Origin of the sequence: Agathobaculum hominis, from assembly GCF_014288055.1 — a bacterium.
Taxonomy (GTDB): domain Bacteria; phylum Bacillota; class Clostridia; order Oscillospirales; family Butyricicoccaceae; genus Agathobaculum; species Agathobaculum hominis.
Map to the genome: position 1 here is coordinate 40,911 of NZ_JACOPK010000012.1, position 22,165 is coordinate 63,075.

The window sequence follows — 22,165 nt, forward strand, 5'->3', positions numbered from 1 at the left end:
TTAGAGCGCCCGGATTGTCAGCGGCACATTGAGCTCACGTGCCTTGTCCAGCGCAGCGGAAAATACCGTGAGAAAATCCGCGGTACCAATGGTGTACATGTAGTATTTTACGGTGAATGCAGTCATGACGGGGCCTCCTTTTCTGAAACAGAGATGTTTTACTTAAAGCGCTTCATAATCAATGGCATAAAAGACTTCGTATTCGTTCCGTGCGGCGTTGCACAGCAGCTCGTAGGCACGCCATGAGTCGTGAATAAAACGTTCTTTGGATTTCTCGTCGAGAAAACCTACGTAGGGGTATGTCTGCGGTGCATTCGTGTATAACGCATCGAACTGCTGCTGTACAGAAGTCAGCGCGTCCATCAATTCCTTGTTGGCTTGCAGGCTTTCGGGAATAATATTGTCAATTAATGTGCCATCGGAATCGTACAGCCACAGCGGATAGCATTGGTATTCGGGCATGAGCTTGAGTGTTTTTTTCATTTGGATCACCTTGCAGGTCTGAGTGGCTGTCCTTACCGGTGCATCACCTTATACAGCAGGTCGAGGCAGGCATCGGTTTCGCTGTCAAAGACGGCAACATCACACTTTTCGCCGTTCACGGCGAAGAATACCTCCCAGCCCTGTGCTGTCCATTCCATGGAATAGCAGTTCGTACCGAAATATCCGGCACTGAAATCATACAGGTCTTCGGGCACTTTCAGATAGACCAGAATGGAATGAAGCTGATGGATGCTCAGGGAAAGTCTTACGGAAAGCCCACGCATATGCATTACATGGTTAAGGAGCGCAAAACATGCATCGGTTTCGTTGTCAAAGATTTTAACGCTGTATTTTTTGCCGCGGTCAAAGCGGCACATTTCCCAGCCCTGCTCTGTATACTCCACATCATAGCAGGCCTCGATTCTCATACTTGTCCCAAGGTCATAAGTGTCGCATGGTACTTTCAGATAGCGGAAAATTGCAAGCAGCTGTTTTCGGTTCATTGTAATCATTGAGTAACCTCCTCCAAATATTCGCCAAGTAACTTTTCAATCGGTGCAGGCAATTTATATTGAATTCCGCCGCCCGGTTCGCCAAACGCCGGAGCGATTGTCCCTGCTTCTACATTTTCAATGGGTTTAATTACTCGATAAATGTGATATACATTTTGATTTTTGTAATAGGGCAATGATCGCATTTTATATGGTGTGCCTTTCGGCGCGGTAAAATCACCGCCTGGTCCGCCATAGCGGTCAATTAAAACACCAGTATCAAGTGTTTCTATATGCTTTGTCCCTGCCACAAATCCATCATCTAATGCGTATTTAAGGTAGTCAACATGACCGCTTTCATCAAGATATTTGGTATCACGGACAATAAGAGCATCTTCCGGCAGGTTGATTTCCGCAGCGTTTTGAGCCGCTGCATTTTCAAACGCCGCAACATCATCGATCGCTGCCGGTGCATATTTCTGCGCCAATTCATATGCGCCAAGCGCAATGGAGACAACGCCTATCGAATCCAGCCAATGCTCAAGCGATAGCGGTTTTTCCGGCGCAACCGCACCTTTTACGGTATCGGCAGTGCCTAAAGTCAGCCAGTTTGCAATGTTATACAGCGATGGATTTTCGAAAACAGCGCCGGTGCGTGTCTTTAAGCCGTCATAAAACCCACTGATCGTGCCCATTGTGAGCCAATCAAGAAATCCGCCAAGCGTTCCGCGGCCGATACGCTCCTGCTGCGCCGATACAAAACCGTTCAGGAGTGCTTTGGCCTCAGCCGGAATTTGCAGGAGTCCGTCATACCAGTTTGTCGTTTTCGAGCTGAAACCGCCGGATGTTCGATTTCCGTCCATCCCGGTTTCATAAACCGGCACGATAACGCAGCGGCAATTGGGATGCAGCGGCGGCAAAAGCTCCTGCTGTACCAGTTCCTCCAGAGTAAATGTTTGTTCGCTCAGGCTCAGACAGGTTTCGCAAAGTCCAGCTTTATGTTCGACAACATGCCGAAATTCACGGTATCCTGCCTTAGCGAACTGATGCAGAAGATAATACCAGCTCGCCTGCATATAGGCTCCGTCGATGTCCCCGGCCAGCTTTTTCGCCGCTTTATTGAACACCTCAAGCAGCTCTTCAGCCATCTGATCGGCCGACGCATTTCGGCGCACACAATCGGCTGATTTGTCGGTCAGCATCTGCGTTGTCTGTGCATTAAACTGCTCCAGCTCAGCATTCAGCTTTTTACGCAGATCATCTGGCAGACTGGCATCGTTCATGATAAAAAGCTTTGTGTATGCGTTTATCGTATCATAAAGCTGTGCTTCTAACAAGGCCGAACGAGTGCAAAGCTGGCTCCGTACCTCTTTTTCTTTTTCGCCTTGCGGTGTGGGCAGAGATTCACGTTCTTTCCGTGTCAGGAGTGCATGAAATGCTGTGGAGGGGGAAGTGTCCTCGTCGATGTTCATATGCCGGAGATAAAACCACGCTGTCTGTTCCCGAATTCGTCTGCTGGTGTTCTCTGCTTCCCGCAACGCGACTGTTTTGATTGCCTGCATGAAGTCCTCCTTTCAAGTCCGTTCTATCCGTGTGATTGATAGAATAGGACGAGATTCAGACTTTTGCAAGGTCAATCTTTTGACCATTGCCACGTTTACAGCATCATTTATTCGCCATGATTATTATTATTATTATATATCATGTTTTTTCTGTGAAATTATAATTTGATTACGCTCTCAACAATGGAATAAAGGCAGTTCAGATGAAATTTCTAAATTTCAGTTTTGAACGAAAATTCTATGTTTAGGAGTGAAAATTATGACAAACAAACAGGAAAAGATGATATGCAATAGCTTTGGTATATCGAAGCTGAAAGCGTTTCAGAAGGATGTAATTACAGACTTACTCAATGGTAAAGATGTTCTTGGCTTAGCTCGAACCTCTGAAGGCAAGTCGATCTGCTTTCTTTCTATGGTTGCCATGCACCCAAACGATCTGCTGATTGGCATTCTCCCGACGGTTGCATTGATGCGGGACTTAGTGCAGCGCTGCGAGGACAGCGAAATCCGAGCGGGCTGCCTGTACGGCGGCAATGCAGAGAATACCAATATTATTGAAAGATTGAAGCACCGCAAGCTTCAGGCGCTCTTTGTTGCACCGGAACGGCTGAATGATCCGCATCTGTGGAAGGCAATTCAGAAGAACAAATACGCTGGTTTCGAGGGGCACAAGCACACAGTGGCGTACATACGACTTGCCAGCCTGCAGGAGCTGTTGAGCTCGGTTAGTGGTAAAGTTTGGACAGATTCTGCCACCGGCAAGCTGCTGCGTGAGAATGGTCTGGTTGAGGTCGGCAAGGACGGCCATACCGCCAAATCAAAGTTTCCAAAACTGGGGCGGTTCGTTCCCCTAAATAAGGAAAACCTCGAAAAACAAGCAAAAATTCGAAAGTGAGGAAAGTATTATGTCTGATACTATTCAATTCATTCCGCAGCGTCGTTTCTACGACACGGCAACCGTCGCTGAAACCCATCGCCGTCTGCTCGCAGAGGGGCACAATATTTCGGAGAATGCTCTACGCGGATTTATCCGTCAGGGTATTCTGCCGGCCGTTAAGATTGGCCGGAAGTCGCTGTTGTATTACCCGAACGTCATCAAACTGCTGACCGAGGGCAACAACCATGTTTCGTCGGATGATGAGCGTCCGTCGTACATTCCGGCAAAGATTTCGGTATAAGCGATAGTCTGCGGTGCGTCCAAGCGGCGCACCGCATTATTCTACACGAAAGGAGAGAAAAACGTGCCAAGCATAAAGAAAATCCACACAAAATCCGGCTTGAGCTTCAAAATCACGGTTTCGTGCGGCTATGATGAACGCTACCGCAAGCGCTGTCACTATAAGACTTGGAAAGCGCCGGAAAACTGGTCGGAGCAGCGTGCCGAGCGGGAGGCACAGAAAATTGCCTACGAGTTTGAGAACAGCATCAAGCTGGGGTTTCAGCCGGACAATAACAAGACGTTTGCCGAATATGCTGCCTATGTGATTGACCTCAAGGAGCATACCGGCACCAAGCACAGCACGATTGAACTGTATAAGCACCTGTGCGAACGCATTATCCCTGCGATTGGTCACATTAAGCTGACCGAGCTGCGACCGCAGCACTTAAATCGCCTGTACATGGATCTTCTGCAGAACTGCACCAAGCATGTGCTCGACAAGGCACGCTCGAAGGCTGATTTGGGCGCGCTGCTGACCGAACGGCAGATTTCGCGCGCCAAACTGGCCAAGCTGTCTCGCCTCAATGCTGTTACCATAACGGCTGCCTGCCGTGGACAGGTTATCCGTAAGTCCTCCGCAGACGCAATTTCTGCGGCGCTGGGTATACCGCCGCAAAAGCTGTTCGAGTACATCTTGAATACCGACCACCTCGCGGTTAAAACCGTTCTGCAGCATCATCGTTTCATCTCCACCGTGCTTTCGCAGGCGGAGAAGGAAATGATCGTAACCTACAATGCAGCGGCGCGCGCTACGCTGCCTCGCGCTCAGCGAAAGAAGATCAACTATTTCCAGCCGGAAGAGATCTTCCGCATTTTGCAGGCACTCGAGAGCGAACCGCTCAAGTGGCGGACGATTACCCATCTGCTGATCGTCACCGGTGCACGGCGCGGCGAGATTATGGGGCTGAAGTGGGAGAATGTTCACCTTGATGAGCGCTATCTTTACATTGAGGTTAATCTTCGCTATTCCAAGGCGCGCGGTATTTATGAGGAAACACCGAAAACCGGTGAAACGCGCTTTATCCCGATTCCGGATGAAACTGTCACGCTGCTGCGTGAATATCGTATAGAGCAGGAGAAGCTGCGCAAGCTGAACGGTGATCGGTGGCAGAATGACGAAGGTTTCCTGTTCACGAGGGATGACGGACAGGTCATGCACCCGGACAGCATTACCGCGTGGCTTAATAAATTCAGCAAACGGCATGACCTGCCGCATATCAATCCGCATGCGTTCCGCCATACGGTTGCCAGCGTGCTGATTGCTAACCATACCGATGTCGTTACCGTTGCTCGTCAGCTCGGTCATTCCAGTCCGGCTACGACCGAGATGTACTACGCGCACTTGATTGAGCAGTCTCGCGTGCAGGCAGGTGAGTGCATCGCTGACGTTATGCTGCGCCAGTACAAGCCGACAGATAATAATCAACAAGGCAAATAATCAATAAACGAAAAGAGCGGCATTGCCGCTCTTTTTTACTGTTCAGGCTGCCACGTAGTAGCCTGCACAGTAGCCTTGATTTTATTTCGCTAAAGTAACGCTCGAAAAGATAACAAAAAACCGCTCATTTCAACGAAACAAGCGGTTCAAAGTGGTACGCCCGGTGCGATTCGAACGCATGGCCTTTGGAGTCGGAGTCCAACGCTCTATCCAGCTGAGCTACGGGCGCGAGTACATGATATAGTATACCAGTCTTTCGTGGATTTGTAAAGCAGTTATTCCGGGGCATTTCGGTCGGTTTGGCCGGGAACGCCCCGGTTTTCATCTTACGCCTGCGCGTCGGCCGGCTGTTTTTTCTTTTTGCGCTTGCGATAGCGGTCCTCCTCGGAGAAAACGCAGCCGCAGTAGTTCTGCATATACAGTCCCAGCTCGCGCGCCTTGTCCTGTCCCTCGCGGAAACGGGGCGAAAAATCACGGTGCAGATACTTGACGCCGTACTTTTCGGCCATCTGCTCGCAGATCTGACGCATCAGCTCATGATTCTGATACGGACTGACGAACAGCGTCGAAGTGAACTGGTCATAGCCGTGCTCGGCGGCATAGCGAGCCGTCTCCTCGAAGCGAAGCGCGTAGCAGGTCGCACAGCGGTTGTCCCAGTTCGGGTAGACCGCTTCAATAAACCTGCGCAGGCCGTACTCGTTTTCGATCTCCAGCTTGAGATCAATGCTTTTCGCGTACTCAACAAGCGTATTCTTGCGCATTTTGTACTCTTTCATCGGATGGATGTTCGGATTATACCAGAAACCCACCGGCTCGATGCCCTCCTGCCGCAGCGTGTCGATGCACGCGATCGAGCAGGGCGCACAGCAGATATGAAGAAGTGTTCCGGACAAAAAATCAGACCTTTCTGAAATGATACTTGGTTTTACGCTGCGTAAACGGGAAGGTTATCATTCCTGTTTATCCTTGATGGCTTTTAGAATAAAGCCGCCCATAATCGCAATCGGAATAGAAACAGAAAAGGAAACCGGCTCGAGAAATGCCCCAAGGACTCCGCCCAGGATTGTACATATGATCGCGAGAATAACCATGGCGATACCTCCGCAGATTCGGATTGACAGAGTGATTGCAGCTGCCTGTCATTATTATACCGCGTTTGTCTGCTACTTGCAAACCCCGTCGAAAAACGCTATACTGGAACTGAATAAAAATCGGAATTTTTATTAAAGGAGGCATATTCCAATGAAGGATATTGCATACTACAACGGAAAAATCGGCCGCATCGACGAGGTTCAGGCGCCGATCACCGACCGCGGTCTGTATTTCGGCGACGGCGTTTACGACGCCGCCATGGTCCGAAACAAGAAGATCTTTGCGCTCGACGATCATCTCGACCGCTTCTATAACAGCCTCAGACTGCTGCGCATCGAGCCGCCGATGGAGCGCAGCGAGCTCGCCGCAACGCTGAACGATCTGGTCAGCCGTCTGGACAGCGACGCGCCGCACATGCTGTACTGGCAGTCCACGCGCGCCGCAGCGCACCGCAAGCACGCCTTCCCGGCCGGCGCAAAGGCGACGCTGATGGCGTTCGCGGAGGCCTGCCCTCTCGACCGTCACGACCATCCCTACAAGCTCATCACGGTCGAGGACACCCGTTTCCTGCACTGCAACATCAAGACCCTCAACCTCATCCCCAACTGCATGGCAATGCAGCGCGCGGTCGAAGCAGGCTGCGACGAGGTCGTGTTCCACCGCGGCGACCGCGTCACCGAAGGCGCGCATTCCAGCCTCGCCATCATCCGCGACGGCGTGTTCTGCACGCCCCCGGCGGACGAGCTTATCCTCCCAAGCATCACGCGCAAGCACTTCCTCGACCTGTGCGACAAGCTGGGCATTCCGTCCCGCGTAGCGCCGTTCACGGTGGACGAGCTGCTGACCGCAGACGAGATCATGATCCTGTCCACCGGCTCGCACTGCATCCGCGTCTGCGAGGTAGACGGCAAGCCGGTCGGCGGCAAGGCGTCCGAGCTGCTGGAGCACCTCCAACAGGCTTATCAGCAGGAGTTCATCGAGGGTACCGAAAAGTAAAGGAGGCACCATGCCCACACTGGTTATCATCGGCGGCGGTCCCGCCGGACTCAGCGCCGCGATCTATGCGGTGCGCGCAGGTCTTGACGTTCATGTGCTGTACAAGGATGATGGCGCGCTCGGAAAGGCCGACAGGATCGAGAACTATTTCGGCTTCCCCGATGTGATCCCGGGGGCCGAGCTGCTCGCGCGCGGACAGGCGCAGGCCGACCGTCTTGGTGCGCGGCTGCACCGCACCGAGGTCACGGGAATCGAGTACGCCGACCGCGGCTTTGCGGTCAAGACGACCGGCGGCGAGCGCCATGCGGACGCGGTGCTGCTCGCGACCGGCTCTCCGCGCGCTGTCCCCGCTATTACGGGCATCCGCACGTTCGAAGGACGCGGCGTGAGCTACTGCGCGGTCTGCGATGCGTTTTTCTATCGCGGCAAGGCGGCCGCCGTGCTCGGGCAAGGCGAATACGCCCTCGAGGAGGCGCGTGTGCTGCTTCCGGTCGCAGGCTCGGTCACGCTCCTGACGAACGGCCAGAGCGCACCTGAGAACCTTCCGGACGGCCTTGCGGTCGATACCCGGCCGGTCTCCGCCGTCGAGGGCGGAGAAACGGTCGAGCGCGTGGTTTTCGCGGACGGTGAGACGCTGCCGCTCGACGGCGTGTTCGTCGCGCTCGGCACCGCAGGCAGCACGGATTTCGCGCGAAAGCTCGGCGCGCCGCTCGACGGCACGCATATCAGGGCGAATGCCGACGGCTCGACCGCCGTGCCCGGGCTGTTCGCCGCAGGAGACTGCACCGGCGGCCTGCTCCAGATCGCAAAGGCGGTCTCGGACGGCGCGCAGGCCGCTATGAGCGCGGTGAAATTCCTCCGGAAATAACAGAACAAAAAACGAGAGTACAGCCTTTGTACTCTCGTTTTTTGTTGTCTAAAAAATAAATCGCCGCTGAGCGGCGATTTCAAGGGGCCGATGCAGCGCACCGGCATCTCATTTCAGGTTGAAGTGTCGCAGAGGACGCTTCGGCGCGAGGAGCGCAGGCTCAGTCGAGAATATCGACTGTCACGCGCTTGTTTTCGCGATTGCCTGCCGCTTTCATGAGTGTGCGGATTTCCTTGGCGATGCGGCCGTGACGACCGATCACTCGGCCCATGTCACCGGGCGCTACGCGCAGGGAAAACGTGACGTTGTCGCCGTCGATCTCCTCAGTGATGGCAATCGCATCCGGCTCGGAAACCAGATTTTTGACGATATAAGTCAATAACTCTTTCATTTCGACAACCTCACTCAATTCAGCACGCCAGCCTTCTTCAGAATGCCGCGAACAGTATCGGTCGGCTGTGCACCCTTCTTGATCCACTCCTGAGCGCGGTCAGCGTCAACGTTAACGGTGGACGGGTTGGTCAGCGGGTTGTAAGTGCCGATCTCCTCGATGAAACGGCCGTCACGCGGGTAACGAGAGTCAGCGACAACGATGCGGTAGAACGGAGCCTTCTTAGCGCCCATGCGGCGCAGTCTGATCTTTACCATGAAATTTTCACCTCCTGTATTAAAACTTATCTATTGTAAATTGAAATTTACAAACAATAGCAAATCAGAACGGCAGCTTGAGGTTGCCGAGTCCCGGGAAGCCGCGGCGCTTTTTGCCCTTGCTCTTGGCCAGGCTCGTCAGCTGCTTGGTCATCTTCTGCATGGCCTCGAACTGCTTGAGCAGCTTGTTGACCTGCTCGACCGAAAGGCCGCAGCCGGCTGCGATGCGCTTCTTGCGGGAAAAGTTGATGATGGAGGGGTTGTCCCTCTCCTTCGGGGTCATAGACTGGATGATGGCTTCGGTGTGCGCCATCTGCTTTTCGTCGATCTTCGCGCCGGCGAGGGCTTTTGCATCCACGCCCGGCAGCATGCCGAGCATCTCTTCCATCGAGCCCATGTTCTTCATTTTCTGAAGCTGGTCGTAAAAATCGGTCAGCGTCAGCTTGCCGGCCATCATCTTTTTGGCGGTCTCGGCGGCCTGCTTCTGGTCGAAGGACTCCTGTGCCTTTTCGATCAGCGTCAGTACGTCGCCCATGCCAAGGATGCGGCTTGCCATGCGGTCGGGGTGGAACGGCTCGATGTCGCCGAGCTTCTCGCCCGTACCGATGAACTTGATCGGCTTGCCGGTAACGGCCTTGACCGAAAGCGCCGCGCCGCCGCGTGCGTCGCCGTCCATCTTGGACATGAGCACGCCGTCGATGCCGAGGGCTTCGTCAAAGGTCTGTGCGACCGTTACGGCGTCCTGACCGGTCATCGCGTCAACGACGAGGATGATCTCGGTCGGCTTGACCGTGGCCTTGATGTTTTTCAGCTCGTCCATCAGCTTTTCGTCGATATGCAGGCGGCCTGCGGTATCGAGAAAGACAAGGTCGTAGCCGTTTCGGCGGGCGTAGTCGATGCCGTGCTTCGCGATCTCGACCGGGTCGCCCTGTCCCTCGTCAAAAACGGGGATATTCAGCTGCCTGCCGACTACCTTCAGCTGTTCGATCGCGGCCGGACGGTAAACGTCACAGGCGACGAGCAGCGGACGTCTCTGCTGCTGTTTCCGGAGCAGAGCGGCAAGCTTTGCGCAGTTTGTCGTTTTGCCCGCACCCTGCAGACCTACCATCATGACAATGGTCGGCGGGTTCGGGGATATGGTAAGACGGGTGGTCTGGCCGCCGAGCAGGGCAACCAGTTCCTCGTTTACGATTTTAATGACCTGCTGAGAGGGCGAAAGGCTTTCCAGGATCTCGGCATCGGTCGCCTTTTCGGTGACGGCCTTGATGAAATCCTTCGCGACCTTGAAGTTGACGTCCGCCTCGAGCAGCGCCATGCGGATCTCACGCATAGCCTCCTTGATGTCGGACTCGGTCAGACGGCCTTTGCTTCGCAGATGCTTAAACGCAGATGAAATTTTTTCGGTAAGACCTTCAAATGCCATATTAAGCCTCCTGCCTGAGCTGGTCGAGCAGCGCGGTCATGCGGTCGGCGATGGCCTCCGCCTCCGGGCTGTGCAGTGTGTCGGTGTTAAGGGCTCGCAGGCGGCTGACCTCTTCCCGAAGCTCTCCGGCGCAGCGTTCGGTGTCGCCGTAACGGGCGACCAGTCCGAGCTTGCTCTCCATCTCGCCGAGCGCGTGTTCCGCGCGCTTGATGCTGTCGCGCACACCCTGACGGGTGATGCCCGCGTGCTCCGCGATCTCCGCGAGAGACAGATCTTCGTTATAGTACAGGTCGAACAGCTCGCGCTGCTTTTCCGTGAGCGTCTCGCCGTAAAAGTCGAACAGCAGGCTCATTTCGAGCGGTTTGCCTTTCATCGGCGGGCCTCCTTGACAGTGTAAAGTTCTACGCCTTTACATCGAACGTATTTATTCTACATGATGAGACCGCGAAAGTCAAGAAGAATTTGCAGAAATTTTTCGAACTGTACGCAATGCAAAAAGGATGCCCGAAGGCATCCCCTGAGACTGTCGAAAAACTACAGTTTTTCCGGCAATCTGTGTTCTGACGAACGCAGAACACAAGTCGTCCGAAAGTTCCCATTCGGAAACTTTCTCCCCCTTAAAGTATAAAAACCGAGGCGCATGTCCCCGGTTTTTATACAATCACTTCGTGATTGCTGTTTGATGCGCGCTATCGCGCGGCTGCTGTTTTTATGCAAATGCAGCTTTATTGACAAACCATATTATTATATAATCACGCCTGCGCCCTGCGCTTTTCCGGCAGCTGCGCGAGCACGATCGCGCCGAACATCAGCACGCAGCCGAAGATCTCGCGCGCCGACAGCGCCTGATCGAGCAGCAGCCAGCCGGAGATGGCCGAGATAACCGATTCCAGGCTCATGATAAGGCTTGCGATCGTCGGACGCAGTCCCTTCTGGCCGATGATCTGGAACGTGTACGCCACGCCCGAGGACATCGCGCCCGCATACAGGATGGGCTTCCACGCAGCGAGAATATTCGCCCACGTCGGCTGTTCAAAGAGCAGCATGCCGATGCCCGCGAGGACCGCGCAGGTGAAAAACTGGATGCAGGACATTTTTACGCCGTTCACTCTGGTCGAAAAATAGTCGATGACGAGAATGTGGCAGGAGAACAGGAACGCGCAGCAGAGACCGAGCAGCGTGCCCAGATCGAGGCTGAAGCCGCCGCCCGTCATGCACAGGAAGTACAGGCCGGCCAGCGCGATCGCGACGCTGCACCAGTGCTTGAGGCCGCAGCGGCGGCCGAACAGCAGGCCGATCAGCGGCACGACCAGAATATAGCACGCGGTCATAAAACCTGCCTTGCCGACCGTGGTGTGCAGCAGCGTGAGCTGCTGCGTACAGCTTGCGATACACAGGACGGCGCCGCAGCAGACGCCACCGATGACAAGCGTTTTCCGTCCCTTCCGGCGTTCCTCCGGCGTTTCAGCCGCGCGCGGCGGCCCGACCCGGTTCAGCACCGCGATCACAGGCAGCAGCACGATCATTCCGATGATGCTTCGCGCGCAGACGTAGGTCATCGGCCCGACATAGTCCATGCCGACGCTCTGCGCCACGAACGCCGTGCCCCAGATGGTCGCTGTGATCAGCAGAAGCAGGGAATTTCGCAGTTTCATTCGTATCTCTCCCCCCGAGACAGGATTTTTTACAAAAAAAGAACCGCTCTTTTCAAAGCGGTTCTCTTTGGAGCTGATAACCAGATTCGAACTGGTGACCTCATCCTTACCAAGGATGCACTCTACCTACTGAGCTATATCAGCATTGGCAGGGGCAGTAGGGATCGAACCCACGGCACTCGGTTTTGGAGACCGATGCTCTACCAGCTGAGCTATACCCCTGTGTGGCTCCTCAAGTTGGACTCGAACCAACGACCCTGCGGTTAACAGCCGCATGCTCTACCAACTGAGCTATTGAGGAATGTTGAAATATGCTGGTACATTGCCGACATGAATTTTATCACAATCAGCTTACATATTATATCGCGAAAGCGCGGGACTTGTCAATAGATTTGCAGCAAAAAATCTTTCCATATTTTTTTGCATTTTTCGCTTGACAATTCTCTCTGAATATTATATACTGTTAAAGTCGCACAGGACAAAGCCGAATTGTGTAAAGGTAGCACGACAGACTCTGACTCTGTTTGTGAGGGTTCGAATCCTTCTTCGGCTGCCACATTGCCCCGAAACCTTACGGTTTCGGGGTTTTTTTCTGCCTTTTTTCCATGATCGACCCCAAAAAGCGCCCGCTCGTTCCGTAAACCGGATAGAGCGGGCGCTTCTGCTTCACTTGTTAACGGATCGGCAGCATCTTGCCGGTCTCGAAGGACTCCTTGCAGCGGTAAGCAGCCTCGGAGACTGCGGTGCCGTCATAAACGGTGAGGTCAGCCGGCTTGGTGTTGTCGCGGACATGGCCGGTGAAGGCAACCATCTCGGCCACGAAGGCCTCGTGCCAGCGGCTCATGAAGTCCGGATAGTATTCCTCGCGGGATCCGTGCTCGTCGACGATGTTCAGCAGGTTCTTTGCGCCGACGTTCGCGATGCGCAGCGTGCCGTGCGTGCCGATGATCTCGGTCTCGACGTTCGAGCCTGCCGCATGGGTGCGGTTGGTGAACATGAAGCCCATTGCGCCGTTCTCCATCTGGATGGTAGCGGCTGCGTTGTCGGCATCGTTCAGCTCCTTGTACAGGTCGAACTCGAATACGCCGCCGATCGCCCAGACGTTCTTGACGTTGGAGCCGGTGAACCAGCGGATGAGGTCGATGTCATGTACGCACATATCGAGGTACTGACCGCCGGAGTGCGGTGCGAACTTGAGGGTAGACTCGATGGTGCTGCGCGGGTCCTGCGTGTAGGAACGGACCAGAACGACCTTGCCGATGTCGCCGTTGTCGATCTTGCGCTTTGCCTCAGCATAGGACTTGTCGAAGCGGCGCATAAAGCCCAGCTGGAAGATCAGATCGGGGTGTGCCTCGATGACCTTTTCCGCAGCCTTGCACTGCTCTACGTCGGTGCCAAGCGGCTTCTCGCAGAAAACGTGCTTGCCGTTGTTCATGGCGATCTCGATCTGCTGGCAGTGCAGGAAGGACGGGGAAACGATGACGATCGCGTCGAGCTCCGGGTTCCTGCACATCTCCTCGAAGTCAGTGTAGGTGTACTGAACGCCGAGCTCTTCGGCGACCTCCTTGACGCGGTCTGCGTCTACGTCGCAGATCGCTGCCAGCTCACAGCCCGGAACCTGCGTTGCGAGGTTCTTTGCGTGCTCGTGGCCCAGACGGCCCAGGCCAACCGAACCAATCTTTACAGTTTTCATAGCAGAAACTCTCCTTTTCAATCCAAAAACTCTCTTTTCGCGGCTGTTTGGGCCGCCTGTTCTCTCTGTTGACTATGGCTCTATTTTAGCGCTTCCGGCGGGGAAAAACCAGAGCAATCTTGCGAAAAGAACGAGGGATTTTCCGCAGAAAAACCGAGAGCAGACGGAGAAACTTTCAAATTCTTGCTATAGCGGCAAGCGCGGCCTCTTTCTTTCCCGTCAGCGACGGGAAACGGTTCCGCCGTTCCGGCGGCCTGCCGCCGCAGGCGAGATTGGCTGCCGATGGGCAGGCCGGGCATTGCCGCCGCCCGGCGGCGGGGGCAAGAGGGGCAGGGACACCAAGGTTTCCCTGCCCCTCTTGACTCCCCAACCTTTCCTTAGGACGCGACTCCCTTCGGTCGCGCGTCTAAATGCGAGGGGCCCACAGGGGCGTTTGGTGCTCCAAGGATCAGCACTTGATGGAAGCGGAGCTTTTCGCAGTACAATGCAAACGCCCTGCACCGGATGGCCGCGCACTGACAGCGCTGCCAATCACGCAAAGTAACCTCAGGGCCTAACAGCGTCCCCAAACCTGCCCGACGCACGGAACCGAGCCCCCGTTTCTCTCGTTTCGCCGCGCGACCGAAGGGAGTCGCGGTGCAAAGGAGGGTTTGGGGGAGTCAAGAGGGGGCAAGGGAACCATACGGTGCCCTTGCCCCCTCTTGCCCCCGCCGTGGACACGGCCTTCCCCTTGACTGATACTGCCTTTTCTGCTATTCTTGAAATACAGAGTACCGCGCCGCCGTTCCGCTTTCTGGCGGCGCCAGAAAGAAAATGAGGCGTATAACTATGAAAATCGACGGAAATGAACTTGCCATCCTGCAAAATGAGCTCGACCAGCAGGGCTTTAAGGACGAGGCGCTTAAAATCAAGCTGGAATTCCTGCGTCAGGTGCGTGAGTCCGGCGACCACTGCCCCTGCAAAGAGGCCTGCCGCCATCACGGCAACTGCTTCGAATGCGTGACCATCCACCGCGGCCACCGCGACCACCTGCCCATGTGCCTGTGGGATATGGTCAACGAGCGCATCGCCGCCCTCAGCCACATCACTGAGGGCTCGCTCCATGCCTATGAAGCGCGCGTCAAGGCCGAGCGCGAGGCCGCCGAGGCGCAGGGCTGCACCGGCGGCTGCGACAGCTGCGGCGGCTGCGAATAAAATTCCACTCGAAATCTGCACGGTTCCGCCAGTCTCAAAGGCTCACTTCGGTGAGCCTTTTCTTTCTGTATTTTTTCGGATAAATCGGGGAAAATATCTGTATTTCGTTAAAATGTTTCCAGAACTGTGCTCTGCATATTGCTTTTTCTGCGCCGAAAGGCTATAATCCAATAGTAACATGGGCGAGGTATTCGCCCGGCAGGCGACGGACGCTTTATCGGAGCGCTCCGCCGCTCAGTATATAAGATCGGAGGCGCAGTATGCGCATCATAATTGTAGGCTGCGGCAAGGTAGGCTCCGCACTGGCGGAGCAGCTCTCCGCAGAGGGTCATGAGCTGACGCTCATCGACCTGTCCGAACGGCGTCTGGAGAAGCTGACCAACCGTCTCGACCTCACGGCTGTTGCCGGCAGCGGCACAAGCTATCAGGTTCTGCTCGAGGCGGGCGTGCAGGACACCGACCTCGTCATCGCGGTCACGGCACACGACGAGATCAACCTTCTCTCCTGCCTGACCGCCCGAAAGGCTTCCGGCTGCCATGCGATCGCGCGCGTGCGTGATCCGCAGTATGTGGCCGATCTCGGCTTTATCCGCGACGAGCTCGGTATTTCCATGGCGATCAATCCCGAGCTTTCGACCGCCCGCGTCGTTTCCCGTCTGATGCGTTTTCCGTCTGCGATCGGCGTCAGCACGTTCGCGCGCGGACGCATCGAGCTGCTCGACATCCGCATTCCGGCCGAGTCCCGTCTGGACGGCATGGCGGTCTGCGAGGTCAATCCCCTTCTGCGCACCAATGTACTGCTGTGCATGGTCCGCCGCGGCGAAACGACCTACATCCCCAAGGGCGACTTTATCCTGCACACCGGCGACGACGTCACGGTCATCATCCCGCCGAAGGAGCAGAAGTTCTTTTTCGACCAGGTCGGCGTGCCGAGTATGCCGATCAAGACCGCCATGCTCGTCGGCGGCGGCAAGATCGCCTTTTTCCTCGCGAAGATCCTGCTCGATTCCGGCATTTCGGTCAAGATCATCGAAAACCGTCTGGAACGTTGTGAATTTCTGTCGGAAAAGCTGCCTGCGGCAACCGTTATCCACGGCGACGGCACCGACCGCGAGCTGCTCGACGAGGAGGGTCTGTCCTCCTGCGGCGCGTTCGTGTCCCTCACCGGCATGGACGAGGAGAACATCCTGCTCTCCATGCACGCCGGACGTCACTCTAAGGCTCGTCTGTTCACCAAGGTCAACCGCGTGAACTTCGAGGAGGTCATCTCCCATCTGCCCATCGGCACGATCATCCGACCCAAGCAGACCACCGCCGAGCTCATCGGCCAGTACACCCGCGCCATGCAGAACTCCATGGGCTCGAACGTCGAGACGCTCCATCAGCTCGGCGGCGCGGAGGCGCTCGAATTCCGTGTCGCGGCGCACCATCTGACCGGCGTTCCGCTTCAGGATATGCCCATCCGCCCGGATGTGCTGCTGTGCTGCATCAACCGCAAGGGCCGCCGCATCATCCCGCGCGGCCGCGACGAGCTTCAGGAGGGCGACACCGTTATCGTCGTCTCTACCCGTCAGGGCATGAACGATCTGCAGGATATTTTCCTGCCGCAGGAGGCACGGTAAATGAATTTTGTCATCGTTCGCTACCTGATCGGCTGGATGCTCGGTATCGAGTCGATCTTTCTGCTCCTCCCGGCGCTGACCGCCGTCATCTACGGCGAACCAGAGCTTCCGGCTTATCTGATCGCGGCCGCCATCAGTCTCGCCGGCGCGGCGCTCCTGTGCCACAGAAAGCCGAAGAACACCCGCTTCTACGCCCGTGAGGGCTATGTGACGGTCGCGCTGTGCTGGCTCATCCTCGCGGTCATCGGTGCGCTGCCGTTTGTCCTGAGCCGCGAGATCCCGTTTTTCATCGACGCGCTCTTCGAGACGGTTTCCGGCTTCACCACGACCGGCGCAACCATCCTCGGCGACGTCGAGGCGCTCAGCCACGCCTCCATGCTCTGGCGCTGCCTGACGCACTGGGTCGGCGGCATGGGCGTGCTCGTGTTCATGCTGATCGTGCTCCCGCTCGCGGGCGGACAGACCATCTTCCTCATGCGTGCGGAAAGCCCCGGTCCCTCGGTCTCCAAGATGTCGCCGCATATGCGCGACACCGCGACCATCCTGTACGCGATCTACTTCGGTCTGACCGTGCTCCAGATGATCCTGCTGCTCATCGGCGGCATGCCGCTCTTCGACGCGATCTGCGTCTCGCTCGGCACGGCCGGTACGGGCGGCTTCGGCAACTGGAACGATTCCATCGCGCACTACAACAGCGCGTACCTCCAGAACGTCATCACGGTCTTTATGATCCTGTTCGGCATCAATTTCAGCGCCTATTTTCTCATCCTCACGCGCAAATTCCGTCAGGCGTTCCGCATCGAGGAGATCCGCGTCTATCTCGGCGTCATTTTCGTGTTCGCCGGGCTCATCGCCTTTAACGTGCGGCCGATGTTCGGCTCGCTGCGCGAGAGCTTCCATCACGCCCTGTTCCAGGTCGCGTCCATCATCACAACGACCGGTTTTTCGACCGTGGATTTCGACCAGTGGCCGACGTTCAGCCGTGCCCTGCTCGTGCTGCTGATGTTCATCGGCGCGTGCGCCGGTTCGACCGGCGGCGGCATAAAATGCTCGCGCATCCTGCTGCTCGGAAAGAGCGTCAAGAAGGAGCTGATGTGCCTCATCCATCCGCGTCTCGTGCGCGTCAACAAGATGGACGGTCAGCGCGTCCCGCATGAGGTCATGCGCTCGATCAATGTGTTCGTCGTTGCCTATGCGTTCATCTTCATCCTCTCGCTGCTCATTATATCGCTGAACTGTGAGGATCTCGTGACCTGCTTCACCTCGGTCGCGACCACGCTCAACAACGTCGGCCCGGGTCTTTCGCTGTGCGGCCCGACCTGCAACTTCGGCTTTTTCCCGCCGCTGAGCAAGTGCGTGCTCATCTTCGATATGCTCGCCGGCCGTCTGGAGCTGTTCCCCATGCTCCTGCTGTTCACGCCGGGCACCTGGCAGAGAAACAAGTAAACAGTAAAAAACACCTTCCGCGACGGTCTCAGCCGTTTCGGAAGGTGTTTTTTCTTTATTTTCTGATGCGGCGCAGGACAGCCTGCACCTCTTCCCTGCCCTCGCCGGAGGCGATGATGCACACGGCGTAGACCGCCGCACCGACCACGCAGGCGAGCGCGAGCCGCAGGAGATTGCCGAGCGGCAGCAGCGTGCACCCATAGGCCGCCGCGCCGCAGAGCGCTGCGGAAACGATGATGCGCACGACCGAGAGCGTCGGCACGCGGAACAGGAAGCGCGAACGGACGCGCACACAGGTGATAAAGAAATAGGACGCGAAGGCTACGATCGAGCCGAGCGCGCCGCCCGTAAAGCCGAGCGCCTTGAGCAGCACGATGCTGCTGACGACCTTGATGCAGGCCGCGATGGCGCTGTTCTGCAATACGTGCACGGTCGCCTGCTCGAGCTCGTAGGCCTTGTTCGCGTACTCGGTCAGACCCATGAACAGCATGGCGAGCGCCGTGTAGGCGATGACAGGCGCGCCGGCCTCATAGCCCTTCGCGAACAGAAAGCGCGACATCGGGAGCGAGACTGCGGTCAGACCGGCGACCGCCGGGACGGCGATGAGCAGGTACAGGCGAACGCCCTGATCGAGCAGCGGCTTGGCGGCCGCCTTTCCGCCGTCGCGCCACGCGCGGAGCACCGCCGGATAAACGCCGCGCATGATGCCGACCGAGATCATGGTGAACAGGCCGCTCGCGATCGAGTTGTTGGTCGAATAGTAGGCGTACAGCACGTCGCCGTAAAAGCCGACCACGAGATATTTGTCGATCTGGTTGAGCAGCGCGACCGAGATCGAAACGCCCATCAGCGGAACGCCGTACTTGAGGAAGCGGCTGAGCAGCGGTCTGGAGAAACAGCGCAGGCGGACAATGGCCGGAAGGCCGAGCGCGAATACTGCGCCGACGGCCGCTACGCCGTCCGCGATTGTGTTCGCGAAGATCGCCGGGAACGCAGAAGGGTAATTCGACTTGCCGCCGACGAGCGCGAACGCGACCGCGAGCTTGAGCGAGGCCGAGGTCAGCGACCAGAAAATCGACGCCTTGACGCGGCCGAGCTGAATGAGCGCGGCGTTCAGCACCTGAAACGCGGTATACGAGCAGAACATCAGCGCGCCGCCCCAGTAAAGCGTGTTGCCCGTTACAACTGCCGTGATGCCGCAGCCTGCCGCGACGATCACGCACAGTCCCAGATAAATGGTCGAAACGGTCGAAAACAGGCCGCGCCCGCTGTCCGCGCGGTATTCCTCGCCGACATAGCGCGTCGCGGAATTCGCCATCCAGCCGGCAAGGATGAGGTAGATCAGCTGCACGGTCGTGTTGGTCAGGTTGAAGCCGGTGACAGCACCCTCGACGAAGATGTGCGTATAGAGCGACGAGCAGGCTATGACGAGCAGACCCTCGACGACCTTCGCCGGCAGGAACATCATCGCATCCCGTGTCATGGTATTTTTGGAGGACAAAGCCATCCCTCTCTTTCGGTCAGATAAATCTATTATAGCATATAAATCGTGAAAAATCGACCGGTCCGGCAAAAGTCTCTGCCCTTTGACTGCCGCGCGATTGCTTCTTTGTGTGAAAATAAACCTTATCAACAGACTGGGCAGGGAATCCGTCTGGTTTCCCTGCCCAAGATCTTCGAATTTTTTTACAGAAGCGCCAGAATGTCTTCCTTCGGCATCGCGCCGACCGCCTTGTTCGCGATCTGACCGTCCTTCATCACGACAAGCGTCGGGATGGAGACGATGCGGAACTGCTGCGCCAGCTCCATCTGCTCGTCCACGTTGATCTTGCCGACCTTGATGTCGCGGCGCTCCTCCGAGATCTCGTCCACGATCGGAGAGACCATGCGGCACGGACCGCACCAGGTTGCCCAGAAATCGAGCAGGACCGGCTTGTCAGACTCGAGAACCTCGCTCTTGAAATTATCCTTCGTGATCGTAATGACTGCCATAAGAAACAACTCCTTTGGTTTTTTATCTATTATTTTGCGTTTCCAGCTCGAAAAAGAACGCATACTGCTGCATGACGCCCGCAAAGCCCCTGTACCGCGTCAGCGGAAAGCCTTTCGGATAGTGTGCGTCGAGCATCTGCCGGATATGCGTGTCGATGGGAAAGGCGTCGATATGGTGCAGGCCAAACAGGCAGATGCACTCCGCGACCTTGATTCCCACGCCGGTCAGCCGCAGCAGCTCGTTTTTCGCGTCTGCGTACTTCATGCAAGCGACCTTTTCCAGATCGACCGCGCCCGATGCGACTTGCCGCGCCGTCGCGCAGATGTATTTCGCGCGATAGCCGAGCCGGATTGGCGACAGCTCCTCGGGCGTGCACTGCGCGAGGCGCTCCGCCGTCGGAAAGGCATGATAGACCTCGCCGTTTGCGCGCTGCCTTGCCTCTCCGAACAGCGTACACAGTCCGTCCACGCACTTCGTGATGCGGGGAATGTTGTTCTGCTGCGAAATGATGAAGCAGATGATCGTTTCCCACAGCTCCTGCCGCAGGATGCGCAGGCCGCTCCCCGTTTCGACCGCCGCACGCAGATAGGCATCCCGCTTTGCGACCTTTGATTTATAGCGCCCGTAATCGGCATTCAGATCAAAGTAATCGCGCCAGAACCCCTCAAATTCGTTTTCTGTGCAGGAAAAGCGAACGGTTTCGCCGTTCTGCTCGATGTCCAGCCATTTTCCGCCGGCGATCAGCGAATAACGCCCTTCTTCCTCGCGTCGAAAGCGAAAGCACTGACCGGAACGCGCGATCTGGTCGATATTGAAATCCGGAATGACATATTCGATCATCCGTGCATCGCCTCATGCTCGCGCACCAGCTCGTCGTACAGCGCACGCAGCGTCCACGGGAGATTGTGCTCGGTCACGATCGCCTTGTACGGCACAGACACGCCGTGCTGCCGCAGCTCGCGCAGCAGAACGTCCAGACGTTTGGAGGTAAACCCGTCGAGCACGAGCATCGGCTGCTCCGCCGCCTCCGCGGTGTCCGCGCTCTGCGCGAAGCCTGCGCGGCCGAGCGTGAAGCCGACCGTCTGCGCGAAGTCCGCCGCCGCTATGTTTCTGATGCGCGCGCCCATGCAGACCAGAACGGTCTTCACCTGCTGCGCACGTTCTCCGCCCTCCGGATCGTAATACAGCGCGGTTTCACGCGATTTTGCCATGCAGTTCACCTCGATTTTCATAGGGATGGAATTTCCGTTTCTCTTCTCGCATATAGTATACTATTATTATATAGTTTTGTCAAGAACGCTTGACAGGGACGGTTTCTTCATGCTATCCTTTAGTTAGCTTAAACTAACCACAGGAGGAAATACACGATGCAGCAGGCGCTTTTATGGGCCGCAGCCGGTACGGGCTTCACGTTCTCTATGACGGCCCTCGGTGCGGCGATGGTATTTTTTATGAAAAAGCAATCGACCGCGCTGATGCAGCGCATTTTTCTCGGCTTTGCCGCCGGAGTAATGATCGCAGCATCGGTCTGGAGCCTGCTCATCCCGGCGATCGAGGAGACCGAACAGGCCGGGGGCGTCGGGTGGCTTCCGGCGTCAGGCGGCTTTCTCCTCGGCATCCTGCTCATGCTGCTGCTGGACGGCCTGCTGCCGCATCTGCACAACGGCGCGGCGCACGCAGAGGGACTGCCGTCCTCGTTCCGACGCACGACACTGCTTGTACTCGCGGTGACTCTGCACAATATTCCCGAAGGAATGGCCGTCGGCCTGTCGTTTGCACGCGCCGCACAGCACGGCGGCAGCAGGGGACTGGTCGCGGCGGCCGGTGCGCTCGCGCTCGGCATCGGCATACAGAACTTCCCCGAAGGGGCCGCCGTTGCACTGCCGCTGCATCAGGAAGGCCTGAGCCGTATGAAATCCTTTGTCTACGGCGCACTGAGCGGCATCGTAGAGCCGCTTTTCGGCGTTGGGGTCGTCCTCGTCTCCGCGCAGCTGACCCCCTTCATGCCGTGGCTGCTGTCTGCCGCCGCCGGTGCAATGCTGTATGTCGTCGTCGAGGAGCTGATCCCGGAAGCGCATTTAGGCGAGCATTCTCATTCGGGTACGCTCGGCGTCATGGCCGGCTTTCTCGTGATGATGATACTGGACGTTGCGCTCGGGTAAGCAAAACCCAGAATAAGCGCTCAGGGGCAGTCTTCCGGCTGCCCCTTCCCCGTTTCCCGGTAAACAAAAAAGCATCATCCGAAGATGATGCTTTGATGGAGCTGATAACCAGATTCGAACTGGTGACCTCATCCTTACCAAGGATGCACTCTACCGACTGAGCTATATCAGCAAAAGGAA

Annotated in this window: 25 protein-coding genes and 6 tRNA genes; 10 read left to right on the forward strand and 21 right to left on the reverse strand. The window is 56.6% G+C overall.

The window, feature by feature from the left end:
* From H8S02_RS12730 to H8S02_RS12635, 4 genes are read right to left on the reverse strand one after another with little or no spacing between them, the layout of a single operon-like run.
* Positions 1-126: a hypothetical protein gene (locus H8S02_RS12730; protein ID WP_272884499.1), complete on the reverse strand. Its 126-nt coding sequence runs from the start codon at positions 124-126 to the stop codon at positions 1-3.
* Positions 127-162: 36 nt separating this feature from the next.
* Positions 163-483, reverse strand: coding sequence for a hypothetical protein (locus H8S02_RS11640; protein WP_186970654.1), 321 nt, complete (start codon positions 481-483; stop codon positions 163-165).
* 32 nt (positions 484-515) lie between these two features.
* Positions 516-995 (reverse strand): hypothetical protein, encoded by a 480-nt coding sequence (locus H8S02_RS11645; RefSeq protein WP_118722972.1) that lies wholly within the window; start codon positions 993-995, stop codon positions 516-518.
* A complete protein-coding gene (locus tag H8S02_RS12635; RefSeq protein ID WP_243166517.1) occupies positions 992-2,536 on the reverse strand; it encodes a glycohydrolase toxin TNT-related protein in 1,545 nt (514 codons plus the stop codon). Before H8S02_RS12635 ends, H8S02_RS11645 begins: the two co-directional genes overlap by 4 nt.
* Before the next feature lie 259 nt (positions 2,537-2,795).
* Between H8S02_RS12635 and H8S02_RS11655 the strand changes: the two genes are divergently transcribed.
* The 3 genes from H8S02_RS11655 to H8S02_RS11665 all read left to right on the forward strand — a co-directional run bounded on the left by H8S02_RS11655 (position 2,796) and on the right by H8S02_RS11665 (position 5,193).
* Complete coding sequence (locus tag H8S02_RS11655; protein WP_186970655.1) at positions 2,796-3,431, forward strand: DEAD/DEAH box helicase; 636 nt, start codon at positions 2,796-2,798, stop codon at positions 3,429-3,431.
* 10 nt (positions 3,432-3,441) lie between these two features.
* Positions 3,442-3,714 carry a MerR family transcriptional regulator gene (locus H8S02_RS11660; protein WP_186970656.1) on the forward strand — a complete coding sequence of 91 codons (273 nt, stop codon included), beginning with the start codon at positions 3,442-3,444 and terminating at the stop codon, positions 3,712-3,714.
* Positions 3,715-3,813: 99 nt separating this feature from the next.
* The gene (locus H8S02_RS11665) at positions 3,814-5,193 is read left to right on the forward strand and encodes a tyrosine-type recombinase/integrase (protein WP_186970657.1); all 1,380 of its coding nucleotides are present in this window, start codon (positions 3,814-3,816) and stop codon (positions 5,191-5,193) included.
* A 152-nt stretch (positions 5,194-5,345) separates the two neighbouring features.
* Here H8S02_RS11665 and H8S02_RS11670 read toward each other — a convergent pair.
* From H8S02_RS11670 to H8S02_RS11680, 3 genes are all read right to left on the reverse strand, one after another.
* A tRNA-Arg gene (locus tag H8S02_RS11670) sits at positions 5,346-5,422 on the reverse strand.
* 97 nt (positions 5,423-5,519) lie between these two features.
* Complete coding sequence (locus tag H8S02_RS11675) at positions 5,520-6,086, reverse strand: epoxyqueuosine reductase QueH (protein WP_186970658.1); 567 nt, start codon at positions 6,084-6,086, stop codon at positions 5,520-5,522.
* A gap of 57 nt (positions 6,087-6,143) precedes the next feature.
* Positions 6,144-6,284, reverse strand: coding sequence for a hypothetical protein (locus H8S02_RS11680; protein WP_186970659.1), 141 nt, complete (start codon positions 6,282-6,284; stop codon positions 6,144-6,146).
* Positions 6,285-6,435: 151 nt separating this feature from the next.
* On the opposite strand from H8S02_RS11680, the gene H8S02_RS11685 reads away from it, so the two are divergent.
* Positions 6,436-7,281 carry an aminotransferase class IV gene (locus H8S02_RS11685; RefSeq protein ID WP_186970660.1) on the forward strand — a complete coding sequence of 282 codons (846 nt, stop codon included), beginning with the start codon at positions 6,436-6,438 and terminating at the stop codon, positions 7,279-7,281.
* Positions 7,282-7,291: 10 nt separating this feature from the next.
* Positions 7,292-8,149 (forward strand): NAD(P)/FAD-dependent oxidoreductase, encoded by an 858-nt coding sequence (locus H8S02_RS11690; protein WP_186970661.1) that lies wholly within the window; start codon positions 7,292-7,294, stop codon positions 8,147-8,149.
* A 160-nt stretch (positions 8,150-8,309) separates the two neighbouring features.
* On the opposite strand, the gene H8S02_RS11695 is transcribed toward H8S02_RS11690, so the two are convergent.
* From H8S02_RS11695 to H8S02_RS11730, 8 genes are all read right to left on the reverse strand, one after another.
* Positions 8,310-8,540: a KH domain-containing protein gene (locus H8S02_RS11695; RefSeq protein ID WP_031476974.1), complete on the reverse strand. Its 231-nt coding sequence runs from the start codon at positions 8,538-8,540 to the stop codon at positions 8,310-8,312.
* 14 nt (positions 8,541-8,554) lie between these two features.
* Positions 8,555-8,797: a 30S ribosomal protein S16 gene (rpsP, locus tag H8S02_RS11700; RefSeq protein ID WP_118686795.1), complete on the reverse strand. Its 243-nt coding sequence runs from the start codon at positions 8,795-8,797 to the stop codon at positions 8,555-8,557.
* A 64-nt stretch (positions 8,798-8,861) separates the two neighbouring features.
* Positions 8,862-10,220 (reverse strand): signal recognition particle protein, encoded by a 1,359-nt coding sequence (gene ffh, locus H8S02_RS11705; RefSeq protein ID WP_186970662.1) that lies wholly within the window; start codon positions 10,218-10,220, stop codon positions 8,862-8,864.
* A gap of 1 nt (position 10,221) precedes the next feature.
* Positions 10,222-10,593: a YlxM family DNA-binding protein gene (gene ylxM / locus H8S02_RS11710; RefSeq protein WP_118686797.1), complete on the reverse strand. Its 372-nt coding sequence runs from the start codon at positions 10,591-10,593 to the stop codon at positions 10,222-10,224.
* A 379-nt stretch (positions 10,594-10,972) separates the two neighbouring features.
* Entirely contained in the window at positions 10,973-11,875 is a 903-nt protein-coding gene (locus tag H8S02_RS11715) for a DMT family transporter (protein ID WP_186970663.1), read from the reverse strand.
* 68 nt (positions 11,876-11,943) lie between these two features.
* Positions 11,944-12,019: transfer RNA gene (locus tag H8S02_RS11720), tRNA-Thr, on the reverse strand.
* A 2-nt stretch (positions 12,020-12,021) separates the two neighbouring features.
* Positions 12,022-12,097, reverse strand: a tRNA-Trp gene (locus H8S02_RS11725).
* Positions 12,098-12,100: 3 nt separating this feature from the next.
* Positions 12,101-12,176, reverse strand: a tRNA-Asn gene (locus tag H8S02_RS11730).
* Between the two features lie 181 nt (positions 12,177-12,357).
* Here H8S02_RS11730 and H8S02_RS11735 point away from each other — a divergent pair.
* Positions 12,358-12,431: transfer RNA gene (locus tag H8S02_RS11735), tRNA-Gln, on the forward strand.
* A gap of 117 nt (positions 12,432-12,548) precedes the next feature.
* On the opposite strand, the gene H8S02_RS11740 is transcribed toward H8S02_RS11735, so the two are convergent.
* On the reverse strand, positions 12,549-13,568 hold the full coding sequence (locus H8S02_RS11740; RefSeq protein WP_186970664.1) for a Gfo/Idh/MocA family oxidoreductase: 1,020 nt from the start codon (positions 13,566-13,568) through the stop codon (positions 12,549-12,551).
* 828 nt (positions 13,569-14,396) lie between these two features.
* Here H8S02_RS11740 and H8S02_RS11745 point away from each other — a divergent pair.
* From H8S02_RS11745 to H8S02_RS11755, 3 genes are all read left to right on the forward strand, one after another.
* Positions 14,397-14,762, forward strand: a complete 366-nt coding sequence (locus tag H8S02_RS11745) for an LPS biosynthesis protein (protein WP_186970665.1) — start codon at positions 14,397-14,399, stop codon at positions 14,760-14,762.
* A gap of 260 nt (positions 14,763-15,022) precedes the next feature.
* On the forward strand, positions 15,023-16,384 hold the full coding sequence (gene trkA, locus H8S02_RS11750) for a Trk system potassium transporter TrkA (protein WP_186970666.1): 1,362 nt from the start codon (positions 15,023-15,025) through the stop codon (positions 16,382-16,384).
* Complete coding sequence (locus H8S02_RS11755; RefSeq protein ID WP_186970667.1) at positions 16,385-17,830, forward strand: TrkH family potassium uptake protein; 1,446 nt, start codon at positions 16,385-16,387, stop codon at positions 17,828-17,830.
* A 55-nt stretch (positions 17,831-17,885) separates the two neighbouring features.
* Here H8S02_RS11755 and H8S02_RS11760 read toward each other — a convergent pair whose 3' ends face one another.
* The 4 genes from H8S02_RS11760 to H8S02_RS11775 all read right to left on the reverse strand — a co-directional run bounded on the left by H8S02_RS11760 (position 17,886) and on the right by H8S02_RS11775 (position 21,055).
* Positions 17,886-19,313 carry a lipopolysaccharide biosynthesis protein gene (locus H8S02_RS11760; RefSeq protein WP_186970668.1) on the reverse strand — a complete coding sequence of 476 codons (1,428 nt, stop codon included), beginning with the start codon at positions 19,311-19,313 and terminating at the stop codon, positions 17,886-17,888.
* A gap of 203 nt (positions 19,314-19,516) precedes the next feature.
* Entirely contained in the window at positions 19,517-19,822 is a 306-nt protein-coding gene (trxA, locus tag H8S02_RS11765; protein ID WP_186970669.1) for a thioredoxin, read from the reverse strand.
* Positions 19,823-19,844: 22 nt separating this feature from the next.
* A complete protein-coding gene (locus H8S02_RS11770) occupies positions 19,845-20,663 on the reverse strand; it encodes a DNA-3-methyladenine glycosylase family protein (protein WP_186970670.1) in 819 nt (272 codons plus the stop codon).
* Positions 20,660-21,055: a DUF3783 domain-containing protein gene (locus H8S02_RS11775; RefSeq protein ID WP_243166518.1), complete on the reverse strand. Its 396-nt coding sequence runs from the start codon at positions 21,053-21,055 to the stop codon at positions 20,660-20,662. Before H8S02_RS11775 ends, H8S02_RS11770 begins: the two co-directional genes overlap by 4 nt.
* A gap of 135 nt (positions 21,056-21,190) precedes the next feature.
* Between H8S02_RS11775 and H8S02_RS11780 the strand changes: the two genes are divergently transcribed.
* Positions 21,191-21,985, forward strand: coding sequence for a ZIP family metal transporter (locus H8S02_RS11780; protein WP_186970671.1), 795 nt, complete (start codon positions 21,191-21,193; stop codon positions 21,983-21,985).
* 96 nt (positions 21,986-22,081) lie between these two features.
* On the opposite strand, the gene H8S02_RS11785 is transcribed toward H8S02_RS11780, so the two are convergent.
* Positions 22,082-22,157: transfer RNA gene (locus H8S02_RS11785), tRNA-Thr, on the reverse strand.
* Between the last annotated feature and the right edge of the window lie 8 nt (positions 22,158-22,165).

What these genes read in the sequence shown, in the direction of transcription:
- H8S02_RS11640 (WP_186970654.1), bottom strand. Translation starts at nt 483, where the DNA reads ATGAAAAAAACACTCAAGCTCATGCCCGAATACCAATGCTATCCGCTG.
- ffh (WP_186970662.1), bottom strand. Translation starts at nt 10,220, where the DNA reads ATGGCATTTGAAGGTCTTACCGAAAAAATTTCATCTGCGTTTAAGCAT.
- H8S02_RS12635 (WP_243166517.1), bottom strand. Translation starts at nt 2,536, where the DNA reads ATGCAGGCAATCAAAACAGTCGCGTTGCGGGAAGCAGAGAACACCAGC.
- H8S02_RS11755 (WP_186970667.1), top strand. Translation starts at nt 16,385, where the DNA reads ATGAATTTTGTCATCGTTCGCTACCTGATCGGCTGGATGCTCGGTATC.
- H8S02_RS11660 (WP_186970656.1), top strand. Translation starts at nt 3,442, where the DNA reads ATGTCTGATACTATTCAATTCATTCCGCAGCGTCGTTTCTACGACACG.
- H8S02_RS11740 (WP_186970664.1), bottom strand. Translation starts at nt 13,568, where the DNA reads ATGAAAACTGTAAAGATTGGTTCGGTTGGCCTGGGCCGTCTGGGCCAC.
- H8S02_RS11680 (WP_186970659.1), bottom strand. Translation starts at nt 6,284, where the DNA reads ATGGTTATTCTCGCGATCATATGTACAATCCTGGGCGGAGTCCTTGGG.
- trkA (WP_186970666.1), top strand. Translation starts at nt 15,023, where the DNA reads ATGCGCATCATAATTGTAGGCTGCGGCAAGGTAGGCTCCGCACTGGCG.
- H8S02_RS11745 (WP_186970665.1), top strand. Translation starts at nt 14,397, where the DNA reads ATGAAAATCGACGGAAATGAACTTGCCATCCTGCAAAATGAGCTCGAC.
- H8S02_RS11770 (WP_186970670.1), bottom strand. Translation starts at nt 20,663, where the DNA reads ATGATCGAATATGTCATTCCGGATTTCAATATCGACCAGATCGCGCGT.
- H8S02_RS11695 (WP_031476974.1), bottom strand. Translation starts at nt 8,540, where the DNA reads ATGAAAGAGTTATTGACTTATATCGTCAAAAATCTGGTTTCCGAGCCG.
- H8S02_RS11645 (WP_118722972.1), bottom strand. Translation starts at nt 995, where the DNA reads ATGATTACAATGAACCGAAAACAGCTGCTTGCAATTTTCCGCTATCTG.
- H8S02_RS11715 (WP_186970663.1), bottom strand. Translation starts at nt 11,875, where the DNA reads ATGAAACTGCGAAATTCCCTGCTTCTGCTGATCACAGCGACCATCTGG.
- ylxM (WP_118686797.1), bottom strand. Translation starts at nt 10,593, where the DNA reads ATGAAAGGCAAACCGCTCGAAATGAGCCTGCTGTTCGACTTTTACGGC.
- H8S02_RS11760 (WP_186970668.1), bottom strand. Translation starts at nt 19,313, where the DNA reads ATGACACGGGATGCGATGATGTTCCTGCCGGCGAAGGTCGTCGAGGGT.
- H8S02_RS11685 (WP_186970660.1), top strand. Translation starts at nt 6,436, where the DNA reads ATGAAGGATATTGCATACTACAACGGAAAAATCGGCCGCATCGACGAG.
- H8S02_RS11775 (WP_243166518.1), bottom strand. Translation starts at nt 21,055, where the DNA reads ATGAAAATCGAGGTGAACTGCATGGCAAAATCGCGTGAAACCGCGCTG.
- H8S02_RS12730 (WP_272884499.1), bottom strand. Translation starts at nt 126, where the DNA reads ATGACTGCATTCACCGTAAAATACTACATGTACACCATTGGTACCGCG.
- trxA (WP_186970669.1), bottom strand. Translation starts at nt 19,822, where the DNA reads ATGGCAGTCATTACGATCACGAAGGATAATTTCAAGAGCGAGGTTCTC.
- H8S02_RS11690 (WP_186970661.1), top strand. Translation starts at nt 7,292, where the DNA reads ATGCCCACACTGGTTATCATCGGCGGCGGTCCCGCCGGACTCAGCGCC.
- H8S02_RS11655 (WP_186970655.1), top strand. Translation starts at nt 2,796, where the DNA reads ATGACAAACAAACAGGAAAAGATGATATGCAATAGCTTTGGTATATCG.
- rpsP (WP_118686795.1), bottom strand. Translation starts at nt 8,797, where the DNA reads ATGGTAAAGATCAGACTGCGCCGCATGGGCGCTAAGAAGGCTCCGTTC.
- H8S02_RS11780 (WP_186970671.1), top strand. Translation starts at nt 21,191, where the DNA reads ATGCAGCAGGCGCTTTTATGGGCCGCAGCCGGTACGGGCTTCACGTTC.